General features: G+C 73.2%; 15 protein-coding genes. All 15 read right to left on the minus strand.

From position 1 onward, the window contains the following. Positions 1–13: 13 nt before the first annotated feature. From G8A07_RS12175 to G8A07_RS12245, 15 genes are read right to left on the minus strand one after another with little or no spacing between them, the layout of a single operon-like run. Positions 14–1,042, minus strand: a complete 1,029-nt coding sequence (locus G8A07_RS12175) for a class I SAM-dependent methyltransferase (RefSeq protein ID WP_195797244.1) — start codon at positions 1,040–1,042, stop codon at positions 14–16. 16 nt (positions 1,043–1,058) lie between these two features. Further along, positions 1,059–2,216 carry a hypothetical protein gene (locus G8A07_RS12180; protein ID WP_195797245.1) on the minus strand — a complete coding sequence of 386 codons (1,158 nt, stop codon included), beginning with the start codon at positions 2,214–2,216 and terminating at the stop codon, positions 1,059–1,061. Continuing rightward, positions 2,203–2,955 carry an ABC transporter ATP-binding protein gene (locus G8A07_RS12185; protein WP_195797246.1) on the minus strand — a complete coding sequence of 251 codons (753 nt, stop codon included), beginning with the start codon at positions 2,953–2,955 and terminating at the stop codon, positions 2,203–2,205. Before G8A07_RS12185 ends, G8A07_RS12180 begins: the two co-directional genes overlap by 14 nt. Beyond that, positions 2,948–4,219: an FtsX-like permease family protein gene (locus G8A07_RS12190; protein WP_195797247.1), complete on the minus strand. Its 1,272-nt coding sequence runs from the start codon at positions 4,217–4,219 to the stop codon at positions 2,948–2,950. The genes G8A07_RS12185 and G8A07_RS12190 overlap by 8 nt, the downstream gene beginning before the upstream one ends. 12 nt (positions 4,220–4,231) lie before the next feature. Further along, on the minus strand, positions 4,232–5,656 hold the full coding sequence (locus G8A07_RS12195; protein ID WP_195797248.1) for an ABC transporter permease: 1,425 nt from the start codon (positions 5,654–5,656) through the stop codon (positions 4,232–4,234). Between the two features lie 7 nt (positions 5,657–5,663). Next, entirely contained in the window at positions 5,664–6,494 is an 831-nt protein-coding gene (locus G8A07_RS12200) for an outer membrane lipoprotein-sorting protein (protein WP_195797249.1), read from the minus strand. A gap of 4 nt (positions 6,495–6,498) precedes the next feature. Next, positions 6,499–7,620, minus strand: a complete 1,122-nt coding sequence (locus G8A07_RS12205; protein WP_195797250.1) for a hypothetical protein — start codon at positions 7,618–7,620, stop codon at positions 6,499–6,501. Between the two features lie 9 nt (positions 7,621–7,629). Next, positions 7,630–10,434 carry an aminotransferase class III-fold pyridoxal phosphate-dependent enzyme gene (locus G8A07_RS12210; protein ID WP_195797251.1) on the minus strand — a complete coding sequence of 935 codons (2,805 nt, stop codon included), beginning with the start codon at positions 10,432–10,434 and terminating at the stop codon, positions 7,630–7,632. Between the two features lies 1 nt (position 10,435). After that, positions 10,436–11,611 (minus strand): acyl-CoA dehydrogenase family protein, encoded by a 1,176-nt coding sequence (locus G8A07_RS12215; RefSeq protein ID WP_195797252.1) that lies wholly within the window; start codon positions 11,609–11,611, stop codon positions 10,436–10,438. After that, a complete protein-coding gene (locus G8A07_RS12220; protein WP_195797253.1) occupies positions 11,612–13,939 on the minus strand; it encodes a polyketide synthase in 2,328 nt (775 codons plus the stop codon). Positions 13,940–13,947: 8 nt separating this feature from the next. After that, entirely contained in the window at positions 13,948–15,525 is a 1,578-nt protein-coding gene (locus G8A07_RS12225; protein ID WP_195797254.1) for an AMP-binding protein, read from the minus strand. Then, entirely contained in the window at positions 15,522–17,057 is a 1,536-nt protein-coding gene (locus tag G8A07_RS12230; protein WP_195797255.1) for an aminotransferase class I/II-fold pyridoxal phosphate-dependent enzyme, read from the minus strand. The genes G8A07_RS12225 and G8A07_RS12230 overlap by 4 nt, the downstream gene beginning before the upstream one ends. A 21-nt stretch (positions 17,058–17,078) precedes the next feature. Then, positions 17,079–18,191, minus strand: a complete 1,113-nt coding sequence (locus G8A07_RS12235; protein ID WP_195797256.1) for a Rieske 2Fe-2S domain-containing protein — start codon at positions 18,189–18,191, stop codon at positions 17,079–17,081. Next, positions 18,188–18,451: an acyl carrier protein gene (locus G8A07_RS12240; protein WP_213086270.1), complete on the minus strand. Its 264-nt coding sequence runs from the start codon at positions 18,449–18,451 to the stop codon at positions 18,188–18,190. Before G8A07_RS12240 ends, G8A07_RS12235 begins: the two co-directional genes overlap by 4 nt. A 16-nt stretch (positions 18,452–18,467) precedes the next feature. Beyond that, positions 18,468–20,573 (minus strand): AMP-binding protein, encoded by a 2,106-nt coding sequence (locus tag G8A07_RS12245; protein ID WP_195797258.1) that lies wholly within the window; start codon positions 20,571–20,573, stop codon positions 18,468–18,470. Between the last annotated feature and the right edge of the window lie 2 nt (positions 20,574–20,575).

Raw genomic sequence — 20,575 nt, forward strand, 5'->3', positions numbered from 1 at the left:
GGGAACGGCCCGCTCAGGGCCGTTCGGCCAGAAAGCCGTAATAGCTCTCGCCGGGCAGCAGGCGGCGATGCCGGATATCGCGCCAGCCGGCGTCGCGCAGCCGCGCCAGCAGCGCGTCGCGCTCGGGCAGGCCGGCGCTGCGCTCGGACAGGCTCCACCACAGGTGCAGCGCGGCGATCGCCGGGCTGCCGCCGCGGCAGCTGCTGGTCATCAGGAGGCGCCCGCCCGGCGCCAGCAGGGCCGCGACCCGGTCCAGCAGGGCCTCGCGCTGCGCGGCGTCGAAGTAGTAGAAGTTGTTGTGCAGGGTGATCAGGTCGTAGCCCGGCGTGCCGGCGCCCGGCAGCGGCAGCTCGAACAGGTCGGCCTGGCCGATCGACACCTTGGACAGCAGGCCCTGCTCCTGCAGATGCCGGCGCGCGCAGACCACCACATCGGCCTGCAGGTCGATCGCCTCCAGCTGCAGCTCCGGCCAGCGCCGCAGCATGTAGGCGAGGTAATGGCCGGCGCCGCAGCCGACCTCCAGCACGCGGCGCGGCCGGGCCTGCTCGAAGGCCCAGTCGATCGCCTCCTCGACGAAGGGCTCGAGGATGCGCGAGGAGCGCGCGATCAGCTCGCCGTCCTGGTCGGCCAGGGTGTAGGGCCGCTGCTCGCGCAGCCGGGTCGGGGCCTGCAGCAGGGCGTCGAAGTGGTAGCGCGTCACCTCGGTGAACAGGGCGGCGGTGACCTCGTTGCGCGGCCGTGCCAGCAGGCGCGAGAGCCGGCCCTTCAGGTGGTAGCGCTCGCGCTTGAGCTCCAGCTCGCCGATGCGCACGCCGCAGTCCAGCCAGGCCAGCAGCGCATGGCGCCGCTCCGGCTCGATCTGCAGGGCCTGGGCGATCGCCAGGCCGTCGCGCGGCGCCTCGTGCAGCAGGCCCAGCACGCCGGCCTGGCCGGCCGCGGTGGCGAAGGCGCTGCGGTACAGGCTCTGCGTCTCGCCGCCCAGGCGCAGAAAGGACAGGATGCTCTTTTCGAACAGCAGTTTTCGCAAGGTCGCGAGCTTCATCGGGTCTCCCTCGTGATCAGTAATGCAGCAGCAGGCTCAGCTGCAGGACGCGGCCCTGGCGGCGGTACTCGCTGCCCGGGCCGCCGGCCAGCGGCGCGCTCCAGCTGGCGCGCAGCTCCAGCGCCTCGCGCGCCTGCCACTTCAGCGCTGCCAGACCCTGGGCGCTGGCATCGCTGCCATTGCGCAGCAGCAGCAGGTCCAGCTGCAGCAGCGGATGCAGCTCCCAGCCCAAGGTGCCGGCCAGGTAGTGCCGCCCGCCACCCAGCCGCGGCAGCGCGCGCGCCGCGGGCTCGCTCTGCTGCAGCAGCTCCACGCCCAGCACGCGGCGCGGCGCGAGCCGGTACTGCGCGCCGAGCAGCAGGCGGCGCTGCCAGTCGGCCCCCGCGGCCCGGTCGTCGCGGTGCAGCAGCAGCTCGGCGTACCAGTCGCCGCCCAGCCAGTCCAGGCGCTGCGCACCCAGGCCCAGCAGGCGCTGGCCGCTGCGGCCGGCCAGCCAGAGCTGGCCCAGCGCCTGCTCGCCCTGCCAGGCCAGGCCCTGCTGCCAATGCGCGGAGCGGCCGGCGTCGGGGGCCTCGCGGCGCAGGCTGATCAGGCTCTGGCTTGCCAGGCCCGGGCCCAGCTGACGCTCCAGCCACAGCGCATCGACGCCGGGCTTGTAGAGCCGCTCCAGATCGGTGGGCTGGAAGGGCGCATGCAGGTCCAGCACCGACCACAGCCGGCCCAGGCCGCGGCTGATCGGCTGCCGGCCCAGGCTGTACTGCCAGTGCGCGTCGCGGCCCTCCAGATAGGCCCAGTCCAGCTGCAGGCTGGCCGCCTCGCGGGCGCGTCGCCGCGGCCGCGGCGTCTGCCAGCCGCGCTCGCTGGCGGCCGGCTCCAGCCAGGCCCAGCCCTCGGGCCGGCGGCTGCGCCACAGCCCGCCTTCCAGATGCGCGACCCAGCGCGGCGAACGCAGCTCGCCGGCGCCGGATTCGGCCTGCAGGCGCAGCTGCGCATTGGCCAGGCGCTGCCCCGGCACCGGTTCGCCGGACAGCTGCAGCCCGCGCAGCCAGAGCAGGGCGCCGGTCTCGATGCCGGATGCCTCGCCCGTCGGATCGGCCGGTTGCGCGCCCAGGCCCGCGGCGGCCAGCAGCAGGCCCGGCAGCAGCAGCGCCGGCCGCCATTCAGACCACCGCATGGGCGGTGCTGCCGCGCGCGCCCTGCGGCGGGGCCGGCGGCGTGGCGCCGCCCTGGAGCTCGTCCGAGACCAGGCGGCCGTCGCGCAGGGTCAGCACCCGGCGTGCGCGCTGGATCACATGCGGGTCGTGCGAGCTGAACACGAAGCTGACGCCCTGGCTGCGGTTGATGCCGACCATCAGGTCCATCAGCGCGGTGGCGCTGGCGGAATCGAGATTGGCGGTCGGCTCGTCGGCGATCACGACGCGCGGCCGGCTGGCGATCGCGCGCGCCACCGCGACGCGCTGCTGCTGGCCGCCGCTGAGCTGGTCGGGGTAGCGGTGCATCTGCTCGGCCAGGCCCAGCTGGGTCAGCAGCGCGCTGCTGACCTGGCGGCGCTGCTCGGCCGGCATGCCCTGGAACTCCATCACCATCTCGGTGTTCTCCAGCGCGGTCAGCACCGGCATCAGGTTGTAGGCCTGGAACACGAAGCCCAGCCGGTCGCGCCGCAGCCGCGACAGCTCGGCCTGCGGCAGGCCCGCCATGTCCTGGCCGGCGAACTGCAGCCGGCCCTCGCTGGGGCTGTCCAGCAGGCCCAGGATATTGAGCAGGGTGGACTTGCCGGAGCCGGAGGGCCCGGCGATGACGACGAATTCACCGGCGTCGATGCGCAGGTCGATGCCGCGCAGCGCCTGCACCTGCAGCGAACCCTGCTGGAAGGTCTTGTGCAGGCCCTGGGCCAGAAAAACGGGATCAGCCATGGTCGTGGATTGCCTGAATGGGATTGAGACGGCCGCAGCGCAGCGCCGGATAGCTGCTGACCGCGAGGGTCAGCAGCAGCACCAGGGCGGTGACCGCGCCCAGCTTGAGCGGGTCCAGCAGCGAATAGAAACGCTCGGGCAGCAGCACGCCGCCGGCCTCCAGGCTGGTGCCGAAGACCTCGCGGAAGTTCAGCCCCTCGCTGGCGAAATGCCAATGCGCGGCGCCGCCCAGCAGCAGGCCCAGCGCCAGGCCGGCGCCGGCCAGGTAGAGGGCCTCCAGCAGCACCACCCGCACCAGCAGGCCGGGGCTGCCGCCCAGGGCCAGCATCACGCCGAACTCGCGGTGCCGCTTCAGCGCCGACATGATCACGGTGTTGAGGATGCCGGCCACGACGACGACGATCACGATCACCATCAGGAGCGCCATGCCCGCCGCGTCCAGCGCGACGGCCGAGTTCAGCTCCGGCGCCGCATCCATCCAGCGCTGCGCCTCCCAGCCGCGTGCCTTCAGCAGCTCGCCCAGGCGCTGCTGCAGCGGCGCCAGCTCGCGCTCGTCGTCGAGGTAGAAGGCAAGCTGGCTGACGTCCGGCCCGACGCCGGCCAGGCGCTGCGCCGCGTCCAGCGGCAGCTCGACCCAGAAGGCGTCCAGCTCCTGCAGGCCGGTGTGGAAGATGCCGACCAGCTCGAAGGCGGCGCGCGCGAAGCCGCTGCCCTCGCGCGGCTTGACGGTCAGGGTGACGCGGTCGCCCAGGCGCACGTCCAGCGCCTTGGCCAGGCGCTGGCCCAGCACCAGCGGCGGCAGCGCGCCGGCGCGCGGCTGCTGCAGCCGCGCCGCCAGGGTCTGGCCTTCGACGATGGCACGGCTGTCGGCGATGCCGGAGACCCGGACCTCATGCGCCGGGTCAACCCCGGAGACGCTCACCGCCACCTGCTGCGGACCGGCCTGCACCATGGCCGAGAAGCGCAGCCGGGGCACCACCGCGCGCACGCTCGGGCCGGCGACCTCGCGCAGCACCTCCCGGGCCTGCGGGCCGTCGGCGATCAGGCGGGACAGGCTGGGGTCCTGCTGGTAGCCCTGCTGGCCGACGATCAGGTGGCCCAGGCCCATGCGGACCCCGACCTCGATCATCGCGCGGTGGCCGCCGTCGGACAGGCCCATGAAGCAGGTCAGCAGGGCCATCGTCAGCACGATGACGGCAACGGTCAGGCCGCTGCGGCGGCGGTGGCGCAGCAGGTTGCGCAGCGCGAGTCGGTGGGCAAGCATCGGACGGATCCTTCAGGTGGCGCGCAGGCCGGTGGCGGGCAGCAGCCGGGCGGCCCAGGCGGCCGGCAGCAGGGAGGCCAACAGGCTGATCAAGAGCAGCAGGCCCAGCGGCAGCAGCGCGCTGAGCGGGCCCAGCTGGGCCCGCAGCACCGGCGCCATGCCGACGCCGGACAGGCTGAACTCGCCGAAGCCCGACACGTCCAGCCCCTGGGTCTGCAGCCACAGGCTCAGGCCCAGGCCCAGCAGCAGGCCGGCGGCGCCGGCGCTCAGGCACAAGAGCAGGGTCTCGGCCGCCACCAGGCCCAGCACGCGCGCCGGTGCCAGGCCCAGGGCCTTCAGCAGGCTCAGCTCGCGCTGGCGCTCCATCACGCTGACCAGCATGGTGTTGAGCACGCCGACGCCGGCGATCAGGAACACGATGAAGACCAGGGTGCCCATCAGCGCCTGGTTGGCCGCGATCAGGGCCAGCACGTCCGGGCGCAGCTGCGACCAGCTCTGCACCTGCTGCTGCGCGCCCAGGCGCTGCTGCAGCGCGGCGGCGCGGGCATCGGCCTCGGCCGGCTCCAGCAGGCGCAGCGCGATCTCATGGGCGCGGCCGCCCAGCTGCAGCATCTGCTGCAGGTCGGCGACATGCAGCAGCGCGCGGCTGCGGTCCTGGTGGTCCAGGCCGGTGGCGACCACGCCGCGCAGCTCCAGCTCCAGGCTGCTCGGCACGCCCTGCGCGCTCTCGACCAGCAGGCTCAGGGTCTGGCCCCAGCGACCCTGCGTGTCGGGCTGCAGGCCCAGATTGGCGGCCAGCCGCACGCCCAGCACCACGCCGGGGCGGCGCTCGGGCCGCGGCGCCAGCTGCTCGGCCAGGTCCAGGCTGCGCCGCTCGTCCGGCGCGGCGGCGGGGCGCCGGCCGCCGGTCACCGCCTCGAAGGCGGCGTCGATCGCGGCCTGGGTCAGCGCCCGGTCCTCGGCCTGCTGGCGCGCATCCAGCGCGCGCGGCGCGGCCCAGGGCGTCGGCTCGGGCGCCAGCCACTGGCCGCCGGCGAGCTTGTCCTGCAGCCGGGTCACGCCGGCCTCGGCCCGCGGATCGAGGCCGAACAGCTGCACGCCGGCCGAGCGGCTGCCATGGCTCAGATGCGCGTAGGCGAACAGGCGCGGGCTGACGCCCTCGACGCCGGGCTGCCGCAGCGCGCCCAGCGCGGCGGCGTCGGCCGGCACGTTCAGGCGCAGGCTGCGGCTGTCCAGATAGCCGGGCGCATGGATCTGCAGATGGCCGACCTCGCCGTCGGTGGTGCCGCGGATCAGGTCGCGGCTGAGCCCGTCCATGATCGCCAAGGTGGCCATGCACAGGGCCAGCGCCAGCGCCAGGCCCAGGCCGGTGGCCAGGCTGCGCCGGCGGTTGCGGCCCAGGTTGCGCCAGGCCATGCGGTACAGGGTGCTGCTCATCGGGGCCTCAGCGCAGCGCGCGTTCGGAGAAGTCGTCGGCGCCGAAGTCGTTGTCGAACTTCAGCCGGGCGTAGTCGATCTGCGTGTATTCGCCGGGCTTGTCCAGGGCCTGCATGGTCAGGCGCAGCGGCAGCGGGCGGCCGTCGATCGGCGCGAGCCGGCTGTAGCGCAGCGAGCGCTGCGCCTGCGCATCGCCGGCGCGGCGGAAATAGTCGACCTGCAGCGGCAGCACCGCGTCGCCGTCGCGCAGATGCAGCTGGTACTGCACCCGGCCCCAGGCCACCGGGGCGTTGGGCTTGGGGCGCAGCTGCAGGCTCAGGCGCTCGACCGGGCGGTCCAGCTCGTCGCGCTCGGCGACGCGCTGCTGCAGCTCGTAGCTGTAGTGGCGGGCCAGGTCGGTCTCGCGCATCAGGTCGTCGTTGGTGAAATGGCTGCCCATCCACTGGTCGGCCAGCATCGAGCTGCCCATCACGGTGACCCGGCGCGTGCGCGGGTCGTAGATGCTGATGCGCTCGCCGACCTTCAGGGTCGCGTTGCCGCGCCACAGCGCCGGCCCGAGCATGCGGATCAGTACCTTGCTCTGCTCGTCGCGGTCGTCGCTCAGCACCAGCAGGTCGTACTCGCGCTGGTAGTCGCTGCGCTGGATCTGCATCTTCATCACCGCGGCGGAGCTGCGCCCGCGCAGCACCCGCTCGGCGGCCTGGATCCAGCGCGACAGCTGGGCATCGCCGACGGGCGCGTTCGCCTGGGCCCAGGCGGGGACGATGGCCAGGCCCAGGGCCTGCTGCAGCCACAGGCGGCGGGTCGGGCGATGCGGGAAGGCGGGTCGAGCGTTCATGAGTTCAGGCGGTCAGAAAGGCTTCGGGCGGGCGGCGTCGGTGGCGCGGCGCGGGCAGGGGCTCGCGCGGCGTGCCGGCCCGGGCGATGAACAGCAGCTCCTCGCTGCAGCCCAGCAGGCCGCTCAGGCGGCGGCGCAGGTCCTCGTGCTGCAGCGCGACGCTGAGCGGATGTAGGGCCTGGCCGTGGCTGGCGGCCAGCAGCCAAAGATCGGCGATACGGGCGCCGGCCTGCAGCAGCGCGGCGGCCGGCTCATGCGTCGGCGGCCCGGCCAGGTAGAGCAGGGCCGGGCTGCTGCCGATCAGGGCCTGCAGCGTGGCGCCGACGCGGGCCGCCATGCCGCGCGGACCCAGGCGCGCGACCAGGGCCGGATGCAGCAGCAGCTGCAGCGAGCGGCGGCGCCAGGGACTCATCGGGCCGAACAGGCGCTCGATCGCGATGCCCTGCTGCGCGCCGGCGGCGGCATCGGTGTCGGCGCCGAAATGCAGATGGGCGTAGGTCTCGCTCCAGGCCGAGCGGTGCAGCAGGTCGCGCGCCGCATGCTCGGCATAGAAGGCCGCGACGGCGCCGCGGCCGGCGGCATCGTCCAGCAGGCGCCAATGCTGGGTCGCGCTGGACAGGCCCAGGCCATGCGGCAGCAGGCGCTCGTTGCAGTCGAAGCGCAGCGGCTGCTCGGCGCGGTAGGGGCCGCGCTCGGTCTGGCGCCGCTGCAGGGCCTGGGTGAGCCGCGCCAGCGCGGCCGGGTCGGCGCGCTCGGGCCGCGGGCCGGAGCCCAGGCGCAGCAGCACGCCGCTGGTGTGGCGGCCCATGCTGCAGGCCTCGACCGCCCAGCCCGACAGGCGCAGCAGGTTCAGCAGGATGGCGGCGAAGCCGCCCAGGCTGATCAGCATCTCGCGCTGCAGCGAGGGCAGCGCCCGCAGGCGGCGCTGATGGTCCAGCTCGAGGCACAGGGCCAGCGGCCAGCCCGGGCTCAGCTGCAGCTGGGCCTCGTCGGCCGGCTCGCCTTCCTGCAGCAGCGACAGCGCGCGCACATGCCAGGGCTGGCTGTTGTGCGAGGAGGGCGCCAACGCGGCCAGGGCCAGGAGCGGCTTGAGCCGGGACAGCATCGCCTCGATCCTCATCGACATGCCCGGCCCTCAGAACGCGGCGATGCGTTTTTCATGGTCGATCTCGAAGCCGTGCAGGCGCGCCAGGCCCTCGATCTCGCGCACCTGGTCGGGGCGGATCGGGCCCTTGCTGAAGTCGGCGCGGATACCGGCCAGGCCCAGCAGCAGGGTCTCGGCCGCACAGGCATAGATCTGGCCGGGCTCCAGCTGCATGCCGGGCAGCTCGAACCGCGGCGCCATCGGCAGGTGCACGACGCCGCCGCGGATCAGGCGCAGCCGGGGCAGCGCGGCAACGCTGGCGCGGTCCACGTCGCCGGGCACCGCGACATCGCAGACCAGCACCGGCCTCTCGGCCGCGAAATGCTCGGCGCGCAGCAGCGGCTGGGCGCTGCTGGAGGCGCTGATGACGATGTCGGCGGCGCGGCAGGCGGCCAGGTCGCTGCCCAGATTCACCCAGGCGCGCTCGCCCAGCCAGTCGGCCAGGGCCTGGACGCCGGGCTGCGGCCCCTGGGCCGCCAGCCAGCCGGCCAGCTCCTCGGCGCGCGGGCTATCCGGCGCCAGCGCCGCCGCGCCGGGGCGCAGCAGCTCGGCCGCGATGTCGCGGCGCAGCTGCTGCAGCCGCGCCTCGCTGCCGGGGCGGCCGAGCAGCCAGAGCTGGCGGCATTGGCCGGCCAGCAGCAGCGCATGCACCTGGCCGATATTGCCGGTGGCGCCGACGATGGCGACGCCGGCCTCGGCCAGCTTCAGGCCCAGGCGCGCGGCGCTGGCGCGGGTGGCGGCCAGGCTGGAGGCGACGGTCAGCGCATTGCCGGTGGTGACCGGCGGATGCTCGTACTCGAAGTCGGTGCAGTTGGCGGTGACGATCGAGGTATGGCCGCCGAAGCCGACCAGGCCGCAGCCTTCCTCGCGCGCCCGCTGGTAGGCATGGTGCACCTGGCGGCGGATCTGCTGCGCGCGGTTGAAGCGCACATCGGCCTCGATGCTCTCCGAGTCCATCATGATGCCGTACAGGCGCAGCTCGACCTCGCGGCCCAGCGGCGAGCGCACGCGCCGGCTGGCGATCAGCTGCGGCTCCAGCGCCCATTGCACGCGGCTGCGCAGCTCGCTGAGGGCCTCGTCGTCGAAGCCGGCCAGGCCGGGCTCCCATTCGCGCACGCTCTGCGGATCGATCAGATGGGCCAGGAAGCCGACCCGCTCGACGCCGCCCTCGCGCGGCTCGGCCGGCGCCTCGGGCAGGGCGCGCGGGCGCAGGCTGGGCGGGGTGAAGCCGCCCGCCAGCAGATGCGCCAGCAGCACGCGCAGGTCGACCGCCGCCAGTGCCTCGCACAGCGCGCCCAGCGCCCGCAGCGCCTGCTGCAGCTGGGCCGGCTCGAGATAGGCCGAGGGCTGGATGCGCAACACCGAGCGCCGGCCCAGCGAGGGCAGGACGCGCACGCCATGGGCATGCAGCAGATGGCCGGCGCAGACCATGCCCAGCAGCTGCTCCTGCGCCAGGCTGGCCAGCAGCGGCGAGCTGTGTTCGCTCAGGTCCTGCAGCTCCAGGCCCAGCATGCAGCCGCGGCCGCGCACCGCGCGGATCAGGGCCGGATGGCGCTGCTGCAGCGCCTGCAGGCCCTCCAGGAAGGCGGTGCCGATCGCGGCGCAGCGCTGCGCCACGGCGTCGCGCTGCAGGATCTCCAGGCTGCGCCGCGCGATGATGGCGCTGTGGTCGTCCTCGGCGAAGGTCGAGCTGTGCAGCATGCCGAACTCGGTGTGGTACAGCGACTCGCGCACCGCCAGCGCCGAGATCTTGCACAGGCCGCCGCCGAGCGACTTGGCGAAGGTCAGGTAGTCGGCCGGCAGGCCCTGGGCGGCGGACTCGATCGGGCGGCCGGTGCGGCCGAGGCCGCATTGCACCTCGTCGGCGATCAGCGCGACCTCGGGATGGGCCGCGCGCAGCTCCAGCAGCAGCTCGCGGCTGGCCGCGTCGAGCTCGAGGATGCCGCCCTCGCCGCGCAGCGGCTCGTAGATCAGGCCGGCCAGGCGCGGCGTGCGGCGCTCGACCAGGCGCAGCGGCTGGAACTCGAACTGGTAGTAGCGCAGCGCCTGCTCGCGCTGCTGCTGCAGGAAGGCCGCCGGATCGTGCACGAACACCGCGTCCTCGTTGTTGCGCAGGAAGGCCAGGCGCGCGTCGCGGTTCCAGGTCAGGGCCAGCGAGCCCAGGGTCTTGCCGTGGAAGGCATAGGGCAGGGCGGCCATCTGCGGCGCGGCCGACAGGTTCTGCAGATTGCGCCGCGCCAGCGCGGCCAGCAGCTCGTCCAGGTTGTCCAGCGGCTCCTGGCCGAGCAGGCGCTCGCCCTGCTGCAGCAGGGCCGCGTCGATCTGCAGCTCGCCGCGCTCCAGCCGCACCAGCAGCTCGCGGGTGTTGGCGCTGCAATCCTGCGCAATCTGCTCGAGCCGGCGCGAGTAGGCGTAGCGCGCATGCTTGAGCGCGGCCTCGACCGCCTCGGTGCCGGTGTTCAGCAGGCAGATGCGGTAGCGCTCGCCGCCATGCTGCTGCAGGTAGTCGGCCAGGCTCTGCTTCAGCTCGGCGGCGCGCTGGCGCCGCGAGCCCTGGGCATGGACCGGGCGCTGCTGCTCCAGGCAGCTGCGCAGCAGCGCGCTCAGCTCCGGATGGTTGTGGCCCAGCAGGGTGCAGCCGAAGCCGCCCACCAGGTCCAGCACCGGCTGCTCGAGGCCGTCCGCATCGCGGCGGAACAGCAGGTCGCCCTGCGCGCGCTCGAACTCCACCATCAGCCCTGCGGCCTCCAGCAGTTCCTCCTTGCCGAGTACGGCTTGTCCGACCAGGGTCTGCATCTCAGGACCTTCCGCGTGGTTTGCGTTTGAATTCGCTGCGCAATTGCTGGGCGAGCTGGTTCTTCAGCACCTCGGTGCTACCGGAGAACAGGCTGGCCGGCAGCACATTGCGCAGATCGCGCTCGACCTCGCCGCTCAGCACGCCAAGGGCGCCATGCAGGTGCAGCGCGTCCAGGCTGTTGCGCAGGGCCGCGTCGCTGACCGCGAGCTTGGCCGCCAGGGTCGCGTCGCCGCGCCGCTCGGGCTGGTCCAGCGACCAGGCCGCCTGCAGGCAGACCAGGCGCGCGGACTCGTAGCGCAGCTGCATCTCGGCCAGGCGGTGCGCCAGCGCCTGCTGCTCGATCAGCGGCCGGCCGAACTGCTGGCGCGTCTCCAGATGGGCGCAGCAGCGCGCCAGCTGGCGCTTCATCGTGCCCAGGTACATCGCGAACAGGCAGCAGCGCTCCCAGCCCATGCTGGCCTGGAAGATCGGGCCGCCGCCGCCCTCGCCGCCGATGCGCTGCGACTCATGCACCCAGGCCTTGTCGAACAGGATGTCGCCCATCTCGGTGCTGCGCAGCCCGACCTTGTCGTGCGGCCGGGTGCTGATGCTGACGCCCGGCGTGTGGCGGTCCAGCACGAAGCTGCTGTAGTCCAGGAAACTGCCGGTGTCGCCGGTGCGGGCATGCAGCACGATGAAGTCGCAGGCCGGCGCATTGCTGATGTAGCACTTGTGGCCGCTGATCAGGTAGCCGTCGTTGTGGCGCTCGGCCCGGGTGCGCATCGCGGCGATGTCGGAGCCGGCCTGCGGCTCGGTGATCGCGTGCGCGCCCAGCAGGCCCTGCTTGCGGATGCGCGGCAGCCATTCCTGCTGCTGGGCCGGGCTGGCGAAGAACACCAGCGGATGGATGCAGGCGCACAGATGGGCCGCCAGCGCGAACACCAGGCCGGTGTCCTGGCAATGCTCGCCCAGGGATTCCAGGCACAGCGCCAGGTCCAGCGCGCCCAGGCCGGCGCCGCCCTGTTCGACGGGCACCGGCAGCAGGTGCAGGCCGGCGTCGCACAGGCGCTGCCAGAGGCTGCGCGAGAACTGCGCGGCCTGGTCGCGCGCCTGCAGCTGTTCATCGGCCAGCAGCGGCGCCAGCGCCGCGATGCGGGCCTGCAGCGCCTGCTGGGCGGGGGTCGGGGCGAAGTTCACTCAGGCCTCCTCGAGCAGCAGGTGATAGTTGATGCCGCCGGTGCCGAAGGCATTCAGCCCGGCGCGGCGGCGCCGATCCGGCCGGCGCGGCCAGTCCCTGGCCTGCAGCAGCGGATCGAAGCCATGCGCGGGCCAGCCCAGCTCGGGCTTCAGCGGGCGCTCGAAATGGTTGGGCGGCAGCTGCTCGTGACGCAGCGCCAGCAGGATCTTGATCAGGCTGGCCATGCCGGCGGCGGCGAAGCAATGGCCGAACTTGGACTTCAGCGCGCCCAGGGCCAGGTCTTGCGCGCAGCCGGCATAGACCTCGGCCAGCGAGCGGGTCTCGACCTCGTCGCCGATCAGGGTGCCGGTGCCATGGGTCTCGACGAACTGCAGCGCCGAGGGCATCAGCCCCTGCGCCTCCAGCTGGGCGAAGGCGCGACGCATCGCGCGCGTCTGGCCGGCCACATTGGGCGCGATCAGCGACTTGCCGTCGGTGCTGGCGCCGGCCGCCAGCAGCCGTGCCAGCACCGGTTGGCCGCGCCGGGCCGCCAGGTCGGCGCGCGTCAGCAGCACGGCGCCGGCGCCGTCGCCGGGCGTGAAGCCGGCCGCCTCGACGCCGAAGCTGGCCATCAGCCCCGGCGCCAGCATGCGCTGGGCCGAGCACATCAGCAGGTCGCTGACATTGACCGGCAGCTCGACGCCCAGCACCAGCACGCGCTCGACCTCGCCGCCGCGCAGCGCGTCCAGGGCCAGGTCCAGCGCGGCCATCGAGCTGGCGCAGGCGGCCTCGACCGCCAGCACGCGGGCCGGCCGCCCGTCGGCCGCGGCGCGGGCGATGTCGCTGGCGGCGAGGCGCTCCAGTTCGGGCGCCACGCCCGCCGCCTCAATGCGGCGCGCCAGGCCCTCGGCCAGGCGCTGGCGCAGCGGCTCGGCCCAGCCGGTGGCCGCGCCCAGCTCCGCGAGGATCGCCAGCAGCCGCGGCAGGAGGGCGCGCGCGCCGGCCTGGCGCTCGCCGGGCAGGGTCAGGGTCGAGGCGCACAGCACCAGCAGCGGCGCCGTATCCGCCTCGCCCTCCAGGCCGGGCTGGGCCCAGAGCTCGGCGGCGGCATGGCGGGCCAGCTCGCGCACCGCGCCGCTGCCCTCGAGCTCGGCCGGCAGGGCGGCATGGCTGGCGCGGTCGATGTAGTAGGCCATCGCATGGGTGGCTCGCGGGTCGAGGAACAGCGCGCTCTGGTGGCGCTGCGGATCGAGCGCGCGAAAGCCATGACCGGGCTCGCGCAACGCCTGCCAGTAGGCCGCGCTGCCGCGGGTGCTGCCGAAGGCGGCGCCGCAGGCCAGCACCGCCACCGCGGCCGGCTCGGCCCAGGCGGGCGCCGGGGCGGCCTGCGGCGGCTCCAGCCCCAGGCGCCAGGCCTGGCCGGCACCGTCGCGACCCAGCAGGGTTGCCTGCCGCGGCAACTGCGCGGCCAGTGCCAGGCCCAGCAGCGGCTGCACCGCATGCGTGTAGCCACCCAGGGCCTGCAGGTCCAGGGGCTGGTCGTCCAACCGCAGCTCCAGGCCCATGGCCGTGCCGGCCTCGCCGGCATCGAGCCGCAGGCGGGCCAGGGCGCCCTCGGCCTGGCGGTTCGAGCCCAGCAGCAGGGCGCAGGCGGCCTCGCGCCATTGCGCGGCGCTCACCGGGTGGCGCTGCCACAGCGGGCTGTCCAGGGTCTGCGCGGCGACGATCAGCACCTGGCCGGCGCGGCCCTGCTCGAGGCCGGTCGCGGCGCTGCGCAGGGCCTCCAGCGCGCCATGCTCCTGGGCCTCCAGCGCCAGCACCCGGCCGCGCAGCCGGAAATGGCCGGCGATGCGCGCGGCCATCGCGCTGGCCATCTCGCCGACCTTGTCGTGCGAGCTGGCCACGAAGTCCTGCTCCAGCCGGTCGCGCCAGGCGCCGAGCAGCTCGGCGGCCTGCGGCTCGTCGGCCCAGGCCTCGGCGGCCCAGCGCAGCGCCGAGATGCGCGCCTCGTTCTCGAAGCTGCGGTTCAGGCCCAGCGCGGTGACGAACAGCACATCGCAATGCTCGCGGTCCAGCGGGACGCCGGCCGCCTCGGCCTGGGCCAGGGCCGCGTCGGCCAGCTCCAGCAGGTGCAGCTGCAGCCGGTGGATCGAGGGCCGGTAGATCGGCGGCACGCCGTACTGGCCGAGATGGCCGGCCGGCTCGGGCAGGCGCTGCGCGTCGGGCAGCGGCGGCAGCCGGCCCTCGGCGAGCGCCTGCAGCCGCTCGGGCCAGGCCGACAGCGCGGGCAGGTTGGCATGGCGCAGCGCCAGGCCGAGCAGATGCATGGAGGAGCTGGAAGGCCGCATCGTCGTCCTCAGTCCGATGCGTTGCCGATCAGTTGCTCGCGCAGGCGGCGCAGGTCGGTCTTGCCGTTGGCGTTCTTCGGCAGCCCGGCCAGCGCCACCAGCTGCTGCGGCACCATATAGGCCGGCAGCAGGGTGGCGCAATGCTGCTTCAGCGCCAGCGAGCCGGGCACCAGCGCGCCCTCGCGCGGCACATAGGCGGCCAGCAGGCGCACGCCGCCGTTGGCCGGCATGCCCAGCACCGCGACCTCGGCCAGCTGGGGATGGCGGGCCAGCGCGGCCTCGATCTCGCCCAGCTCGACCCGGTAGCCGTTGACCTTCAGCATGCGGTCCTGGCGGCCGTGGTACTGCAGCCGGCCGGCGCGCCATGAGCCCTGGTCGCCGGTGGCATGGCAGCCGCGCCGATGGTTCGCGCTGTTGGCATCGTCGGGGCGCCGCCAGTAGCCGGGGGTGACGCAGTCGCCGGCCACCCAGATCTCGCCCAACTCGCCCTCGGCCTCGACGCGCCGGCCCTGCTCGTCCTGCAGCCAGACCTCGGCGCCGGCGATCGGCAGGCCGATCGGCACCGGCTCCGGGCTGTCCAGCTCGGCCGGCTCGACCGCATGCCAGAGGCAGACATTGGTCTCGGTCGGGCCGTAGAAGTTGTAGAGCCCGCAGCCCTGCGGCAGGGCCGCGGCCAGGCGCTGCAGCAGCGGCTTGGGCATCACCTCGCCGGCGAAGACCACGCGGCGCAGCGCGCAGCGCGGCCGCATCGCCTCCAGCACGCCGCTGCGGATCAGCAGGCCGTACAGCGAGGGCACCGCGTACATCACGCTGATGCGCTGCTGCTCGATCAGCGCGCCCAGGCCGGCCGGATGGTGCAGCTCCGGCTCGCTGGTGACATAGAGGCTGGCGCCGGCCTGCAGGCCCGCGAACAGGTCGAAGGTGCTGAGGTCGAAATTGAAGCTGGCCAGGTTCAGCAGCCGGTCGCTGGCGTCCAGCGCCAGGGTGCGGGCCGACCAGGCGGCGAAGTTGAGCAGATTGCGCTGGCTCAGCTGCACGCCCTTGGGCTGCCCGGTGGAGCCGGAGGTGTAGAGGATCGCGGCGATCTCGTCGAGCGCGACGGGCTGCTCGCTCAGCGGTGCCGCGGCGCGCAGTCGGTCCAGCGCGGACGGCTGCCATTGCGCGGCATCGAAGCCGGGCGCTGCGGCCTCGTCGCTCAGCACCAGCAGGCGCGGGCCGTCGGCGGGCTGGGGCTGGGCCAGCCAGAGGCGCGCATGGGCGGCGTCCAGCACCAGCAGGCGCGGGCCGGCATCGGCCACGATGGCGCGCACGCGCTCCGCCGGCTGCGCACCGTCCAGCGGCAGGTAGCGGGCGCCGGCGAACAGGGCGGCCAGCACGCATTGGGCGTACAGCGGGCCCTTGTCCATCCAGATCGCCACGGCCTGGCCGGCGCAATCGGCCATCGGGCCCTGGCTGGCGCGGGCCACCCAGTCGCGGCACTGGCCATAGCTCAGCGCCTGCCCGCCGCCCAGCAGCAGCGGGGCCGCGTCGGGCGGGGCCAGCAGGGCCTGGTGCACGCCGGCGGCGACGCTGCCCGTGGGCTTCATGCGGCGGCCCGCGCCGGCTGCAGCACCAGACCGTTCTCGCGCGCCGCGTCGAGCAGGATCTGGATCGCCTGGTTCAGGTCCTCGGCGGTGTGCGACTCCAGCACGCTGATGCGCAGCCGCGCATCGCCGACCGCGACGCCGGGGAACACCACGGTCTGGCAGTACATGCCGCGCCGGCGCAGCGAACGGCCCATGTTCATCGCCAGCGCCTCGTCGCCCAGGCGCACCGGGATGATCGCGCTCTGCGAGTCCTCGGTGTCGAAGCCCAGCTCGTCGAGCGCCTTCTTCAGGTAGCCGATATTGCTCCACAGCCGGGCCAGGCGCTGCGGCTCGGCGGCCATCAGGTCCAGCGAGGCCAGCAGGCCGGCGACCACCGGCGCGGGGATGGTGGCCGCGAACACATAGCTGTTGGCGTAGAAGCGCAGGTAGTCGATCACCTCGGCGTCGCCGACGACGAAGCCGCCCTGGCCGCCGAGCGCCTTGCTCATCGTGCCGACCTCCAGATCGACCTGGCCCTTCATGTCGAAATGCTCGGTGGTGCCTGAGCCGGTCAGGCCCAGCACGCCGGTGCTGTGCGCATCGTCGATCAGCAGCCGGGCCTGGTAGCGGCGCGCCAGCCGCGACAGTTCGGGCAGCCTGACGATGTCGCCATGCATGCTGAACACGCCGTCGGCCACGATCAGGCGGCCGCCGCCCTCGTCCTCGCTGCGCGCCAGCAGCGCTTCCAGCGCCTGCATGTCGTTGTGAGGATACAGGCGGCGCGCGGCCCCGGCCAGCTTGCAGCCGTCCTGGATGCTCATGTGGTTGTAGACATCGCCGATCACCTGGTCGCCCGGGCCGACCAGGGCGGCGATGCTGCCCAGGTTGGCCGAGTAGCCGGAGGGGAAGACGATGCAGTCCTCGCGGCCCTTGAGCTGGGCCAGGCGGCGCTCGAGCTCGCGGTGCAGCTCGGTGGTGCCGGCGATCAGACGGCTGCCGGTGTTGGTGGCGCCGTACTCGCGGGTGGCCTGGATGATGGCCTCCAGCACGCGCTCGTCGTTGGCCAGGCCCAGGTAGTTGTTGGAGGCGAACAGCAGAAACTCGCGGTCGCGGCCCTCATGCGTGTCGTGGATCAGCGCGCGGTTGCTGCTGCGCCCGCGCGAGGCCATGCCGTACCAGAAATGCCCCTGCGCGGCGCGCTCGCGGTGAAAGCGCGCGAAGCGGCGGGTCTTGGCGAACACATCGGTGTCGCTGCCGTTGGCGACGAAGTCGCGCATGGTCTGCAGCGGCGCGGCCGACGCGGCCACGGCGGCCGGCGTGGCGCCGAAGCGCACGCACAGGCTGTCCAGGGTGTCGGAGTCGTTGATCTCGACCCGCACGCTGGTCTGGAACAGCTGGTTCAGCTCGCTGACGATGGCCGCCAGCATGATGGAGTCGATGCCCAGGTCCTCCTGCAGCAGGGACTGGGGGCGCAGCGTCTCGTCGTCGTACTGGGAATGCTTCTTGACGACGGCGCGCACGGCGGCGACGGGATCTTGTGGGATGGCGCTCATGATCGGTGCTCGGTGGGGCGTTCAGGCGGCCTGATGGCTGCGCGGCACGATGTGGATGGGCTGCTCGGGCGGGAGCGCGTCGGTCGGGGTCTCAAGCGCCTGGCGCTGGGCCGCCAGGGCCTCCTGGGTCAGCTGCTCGCGCAGCCGCAGGTAGTAGGCGTTGACCTTGTCGACCGAGATCAGCTTGTTGGCCGTCAGGCTGGAGATGCGGGGCTCCTGGCCCTTCAGCGCGGCCATGTCCTTGGACTGCTGGATGAAGCGCTCCATCCGGCACATCAGCCAGGGGCGCACGCGACGCCAGCCCGGGATGGGCAGGGGCTTGATCATCGGGAACAGCAGGTCGCGCTTCGGTTCCTTGTAGCAGATGCACAGCCAGCAGTTGTCGTCGTCGATCGGCGTCGCGATCAGATAGACGTCGAACACGTCGTTGCGGATCTGGACCATATTGGGCATCTGCACGTCGACGCCGATGCGCCAGCCGCGCGTCCAGGGCAGGCGCGCGCGCAGGGTCTCCTCGGCCGTGCGCTCGTCGTCGGGGCGCAGGATGAAGTCGCTGCGGATCAGCGTGCCCTCCAGCTGGCAGCGGAAGTCGTCGACGCGGCCGCCCTTGGGGTCCCAGATGTTCAGCGCCGAGCCCTTGTGCACGAAGGGCACGTGGTAGACCTCGCAGACGCTCTCCACATAGCGGGTGTAATGGGTCGGCGCATGCCAGGCGTAGCGCGAGCTGAAGCCCTCGTACTCGGCGAACTCCTTGAACATCGGCACCTCGGGCAGCGCCTCGGGCACGCGCTCGCCGGTCCAGAACCAGATCAGCCCATGCTGTTCGCGCGTCGTGTAGGAGGCGACGCACATATGGCGCGGCGGCACGCCCTGCTTGCCCAGCACCGGCATGTGCACGCAGCGGCCGCTGGCGTCGTACTGGAAGCCGTGATAGGGGCAGGCGATCAGGTCGCCATGCTGCTTGCCATGGCTCAGCGGCACGCCCTTGTGGGCGCAGCGGTCGTCCAGGCAGACGATCTGGCCGCGGGTGTCGCGGTAGAGCACCAGCTTCTTGTTGAAGCGGCGGATGCCCACCGGTTTCTTGCTCTTGACGTCCTCGCTGCGCAGGACGGCATACCACTGGTTCGGAATCATGCGATCTTCTCCAAGGGGTTGAGGCGCATCACCAGCGCTTCCAGCTGCGCGACGCTGGCGAAATGCTGGGGATGGATGTCGCCGATCGGGATCTGCACGCCGAATTCCTGGCGCACGAAGTCGACGACGTCGAACAGCGCGGCGGAATCGAGGATGTTGAGTTCGAGCAGGCGGGTGTCGCGCTGCACGCGGCTGCCGTCACCGAGGAAGGCCTCGGCGATGAAGGCACACAGGCGTTGCGAGAAAAAGCTGTCGACCATGGGCATGCATTCCTTCTCAGCGGAGCGCGCGGGCCGACCGGGCCTCGCGCCAGATTTCCCGCGCCAGCAGCGCGGGGCTGTTGTGCCGGTAGAAGGCATCGGGCGAGAGCAGCAGGCCATGGCCGCGGTCCAGCTCGTCCAGCAGCTCGATCGCCGCGACCGAGTCCATCGCCAGGCTGGCGAAGCTGTCCTCGGCGCGCAGCCGGCCCAGCTCGCTGCGGGTGGCGACGGCGATGCGCTGCAGCAGCCATTGGCAGACCTCGGCCTCGCTGTCCAGGCGCAGCGGCTGCGCGGCCGCGGCGGGCGCGGCGCCTTGCTCCTCGGCCGCGTCGTCCAGCCGCAGATAGACCGGCAGCTCGCCCTGCAGGAACTCCTGCTTCAGCGCCAGGCGCTGCAGCTTGCCCGACGAGGTGGTGCGCACCGTCTTGCGCGGGATGAACAGCAGGGTCTCGATGCGCAGGCCGTATTTCTCGCCCAGCCGGGCGTTGATGCGCCGGCGCAGGTCCTGATGGTCGAGCGCGCCGCGCGGCACCTCCAGCGCCAGCGCCACCTGCTCGGTCTCGCCGTCGCCATGCTGGAAGGCCACCGCGCGGCAGTTGTGCAGCTCGGGGCAGGCCAGCAGGGCCTCATGCTCCAGATCCTGCGGGAAGTAGTTGGCCCCGCGCACGATCAGGATCTCCTTCATGCGCCCGGTGATGAACAGTTCGCCGGCCTCGACGAAGCCGATGTCGCCGGTGCGCAGCCAGCCGCTGCGCCCGTCCAGCATCTGGCCGAACTGCTGCGCGCTGCGCGGCTCGTCCTGCCAGTAGCCATGGGTGACGCTGGGGCCGCGCACCCAGACCTCGCCGAGCTCGCGCTCGCCGCGGGCCAGCTGCAGGGTGGGCTCGACGATGCGCAGCTCGAGGCTGGCATGCGGGCGCCCGCAGCTGACCACCGCCTGGGTGCCGGGGCGCTGCGGCTCGGCCGGCTGCCACTGGCCGCGCGCCAGCGCGCGGGCGTCCAGGTGGCAGCGCCGGAAGGCCTCGCCCAGCGGCTTGCCGCTGACCATCAGGGTGGTCTCGGCCATGCCGTAGCAGGGGTACAGCGCCTCGGCGCGGAAGCCGCTCGGCGCGAAGCGCCGCGCGAACTCGTCCAGCGTGCGCGCGCTGATCGGCTCGGCGCCGCAGAAGGCGATGCGCCAGGCGCTCAGGTCCAGCTCGCCGAGGTCGCGGTCGCGGATGTTGTTGACGCAGAGCTGGAACGCGAAGTTGGGGCCGCCGCTGCTGACGCCGCCGCTGCAGCCGGCGCCGAACTCACTGACCGCCTGCAGCCAGCGGTAGGGGCTGCGCACCAGCAGGCTGGTGGGCATCAGCAGGCTGGCGAAGCCGGCATGCACCGGCTGCAGGATGCCGCCGACCAGGCCCATGTCGTGATAGGGCGGCAGCCAGATCACCGAGCGGCTCTGGCCCTTGCGGTGCCCGAAGCAGTCCTGGATCAGCTGCGAGTTCTCGACCAGGTTGCGTTGGCTCAGCATCACGCCCTTGGGGCGGCCGGTCGAGCCCGAGGTGTACTGCAGCATCGCCAGCGCCTCGGGATCGGGGCGCAGGCCCGCCAGGCCCGCGGCCGGCGCGGCGTCGAACTCCTCGACCGCCAGCCAGCCGGTGCGCGCCAGTTCCGGGTCGCGGCGCAGCGCGGCCAACTCGCCGTCCAGGCTGCCGCGGCGCGCCAGCACCAGCGCGTTGTCCAGTTCCTTGAGCACCAGGCGCAGGCGCTCGGCCTGCAGCGGGTTGCGCGGCGGGAAGGTCGGCACCGCGACCACCCCGGCCGCCATGCAGGCGAAGAAGGCGGCGACGAACTGGCGGCCCTGCGGCAGCACCAGCACCAGGCGCGGCGGGATCGGCCCGCCGCATTGGCGCAGCGCCGCCGCATAGCGGCCGACCCAGTCGGCCAGCTGCGCGTGGCTCAGCTGTTCATCGGCATCGTCCTCGGTCTGCCAGAAGCGGTAGACCAGGGCATCGGGCTGCTCGAAGGCATTGCGGCGCAGCGCGTCGGCAAAGCTCCACGAGGTGCCTGCCGGCCGGGCCGGGAGCGCCGGGTCCGGCTCGGCGGGCATGGTGGCGATCAGAGGGGCGGCGACATCCATGG

The organism is Roseateles sp. DAIF2 (assembly GCF_015624425.1).
Classification (GTDB): domain Bacteria; phylum Pseudomonadota; class Gammaproteobacteria; order Burkholderiales; family Burkholderiaceae_C; genus Kinneretia.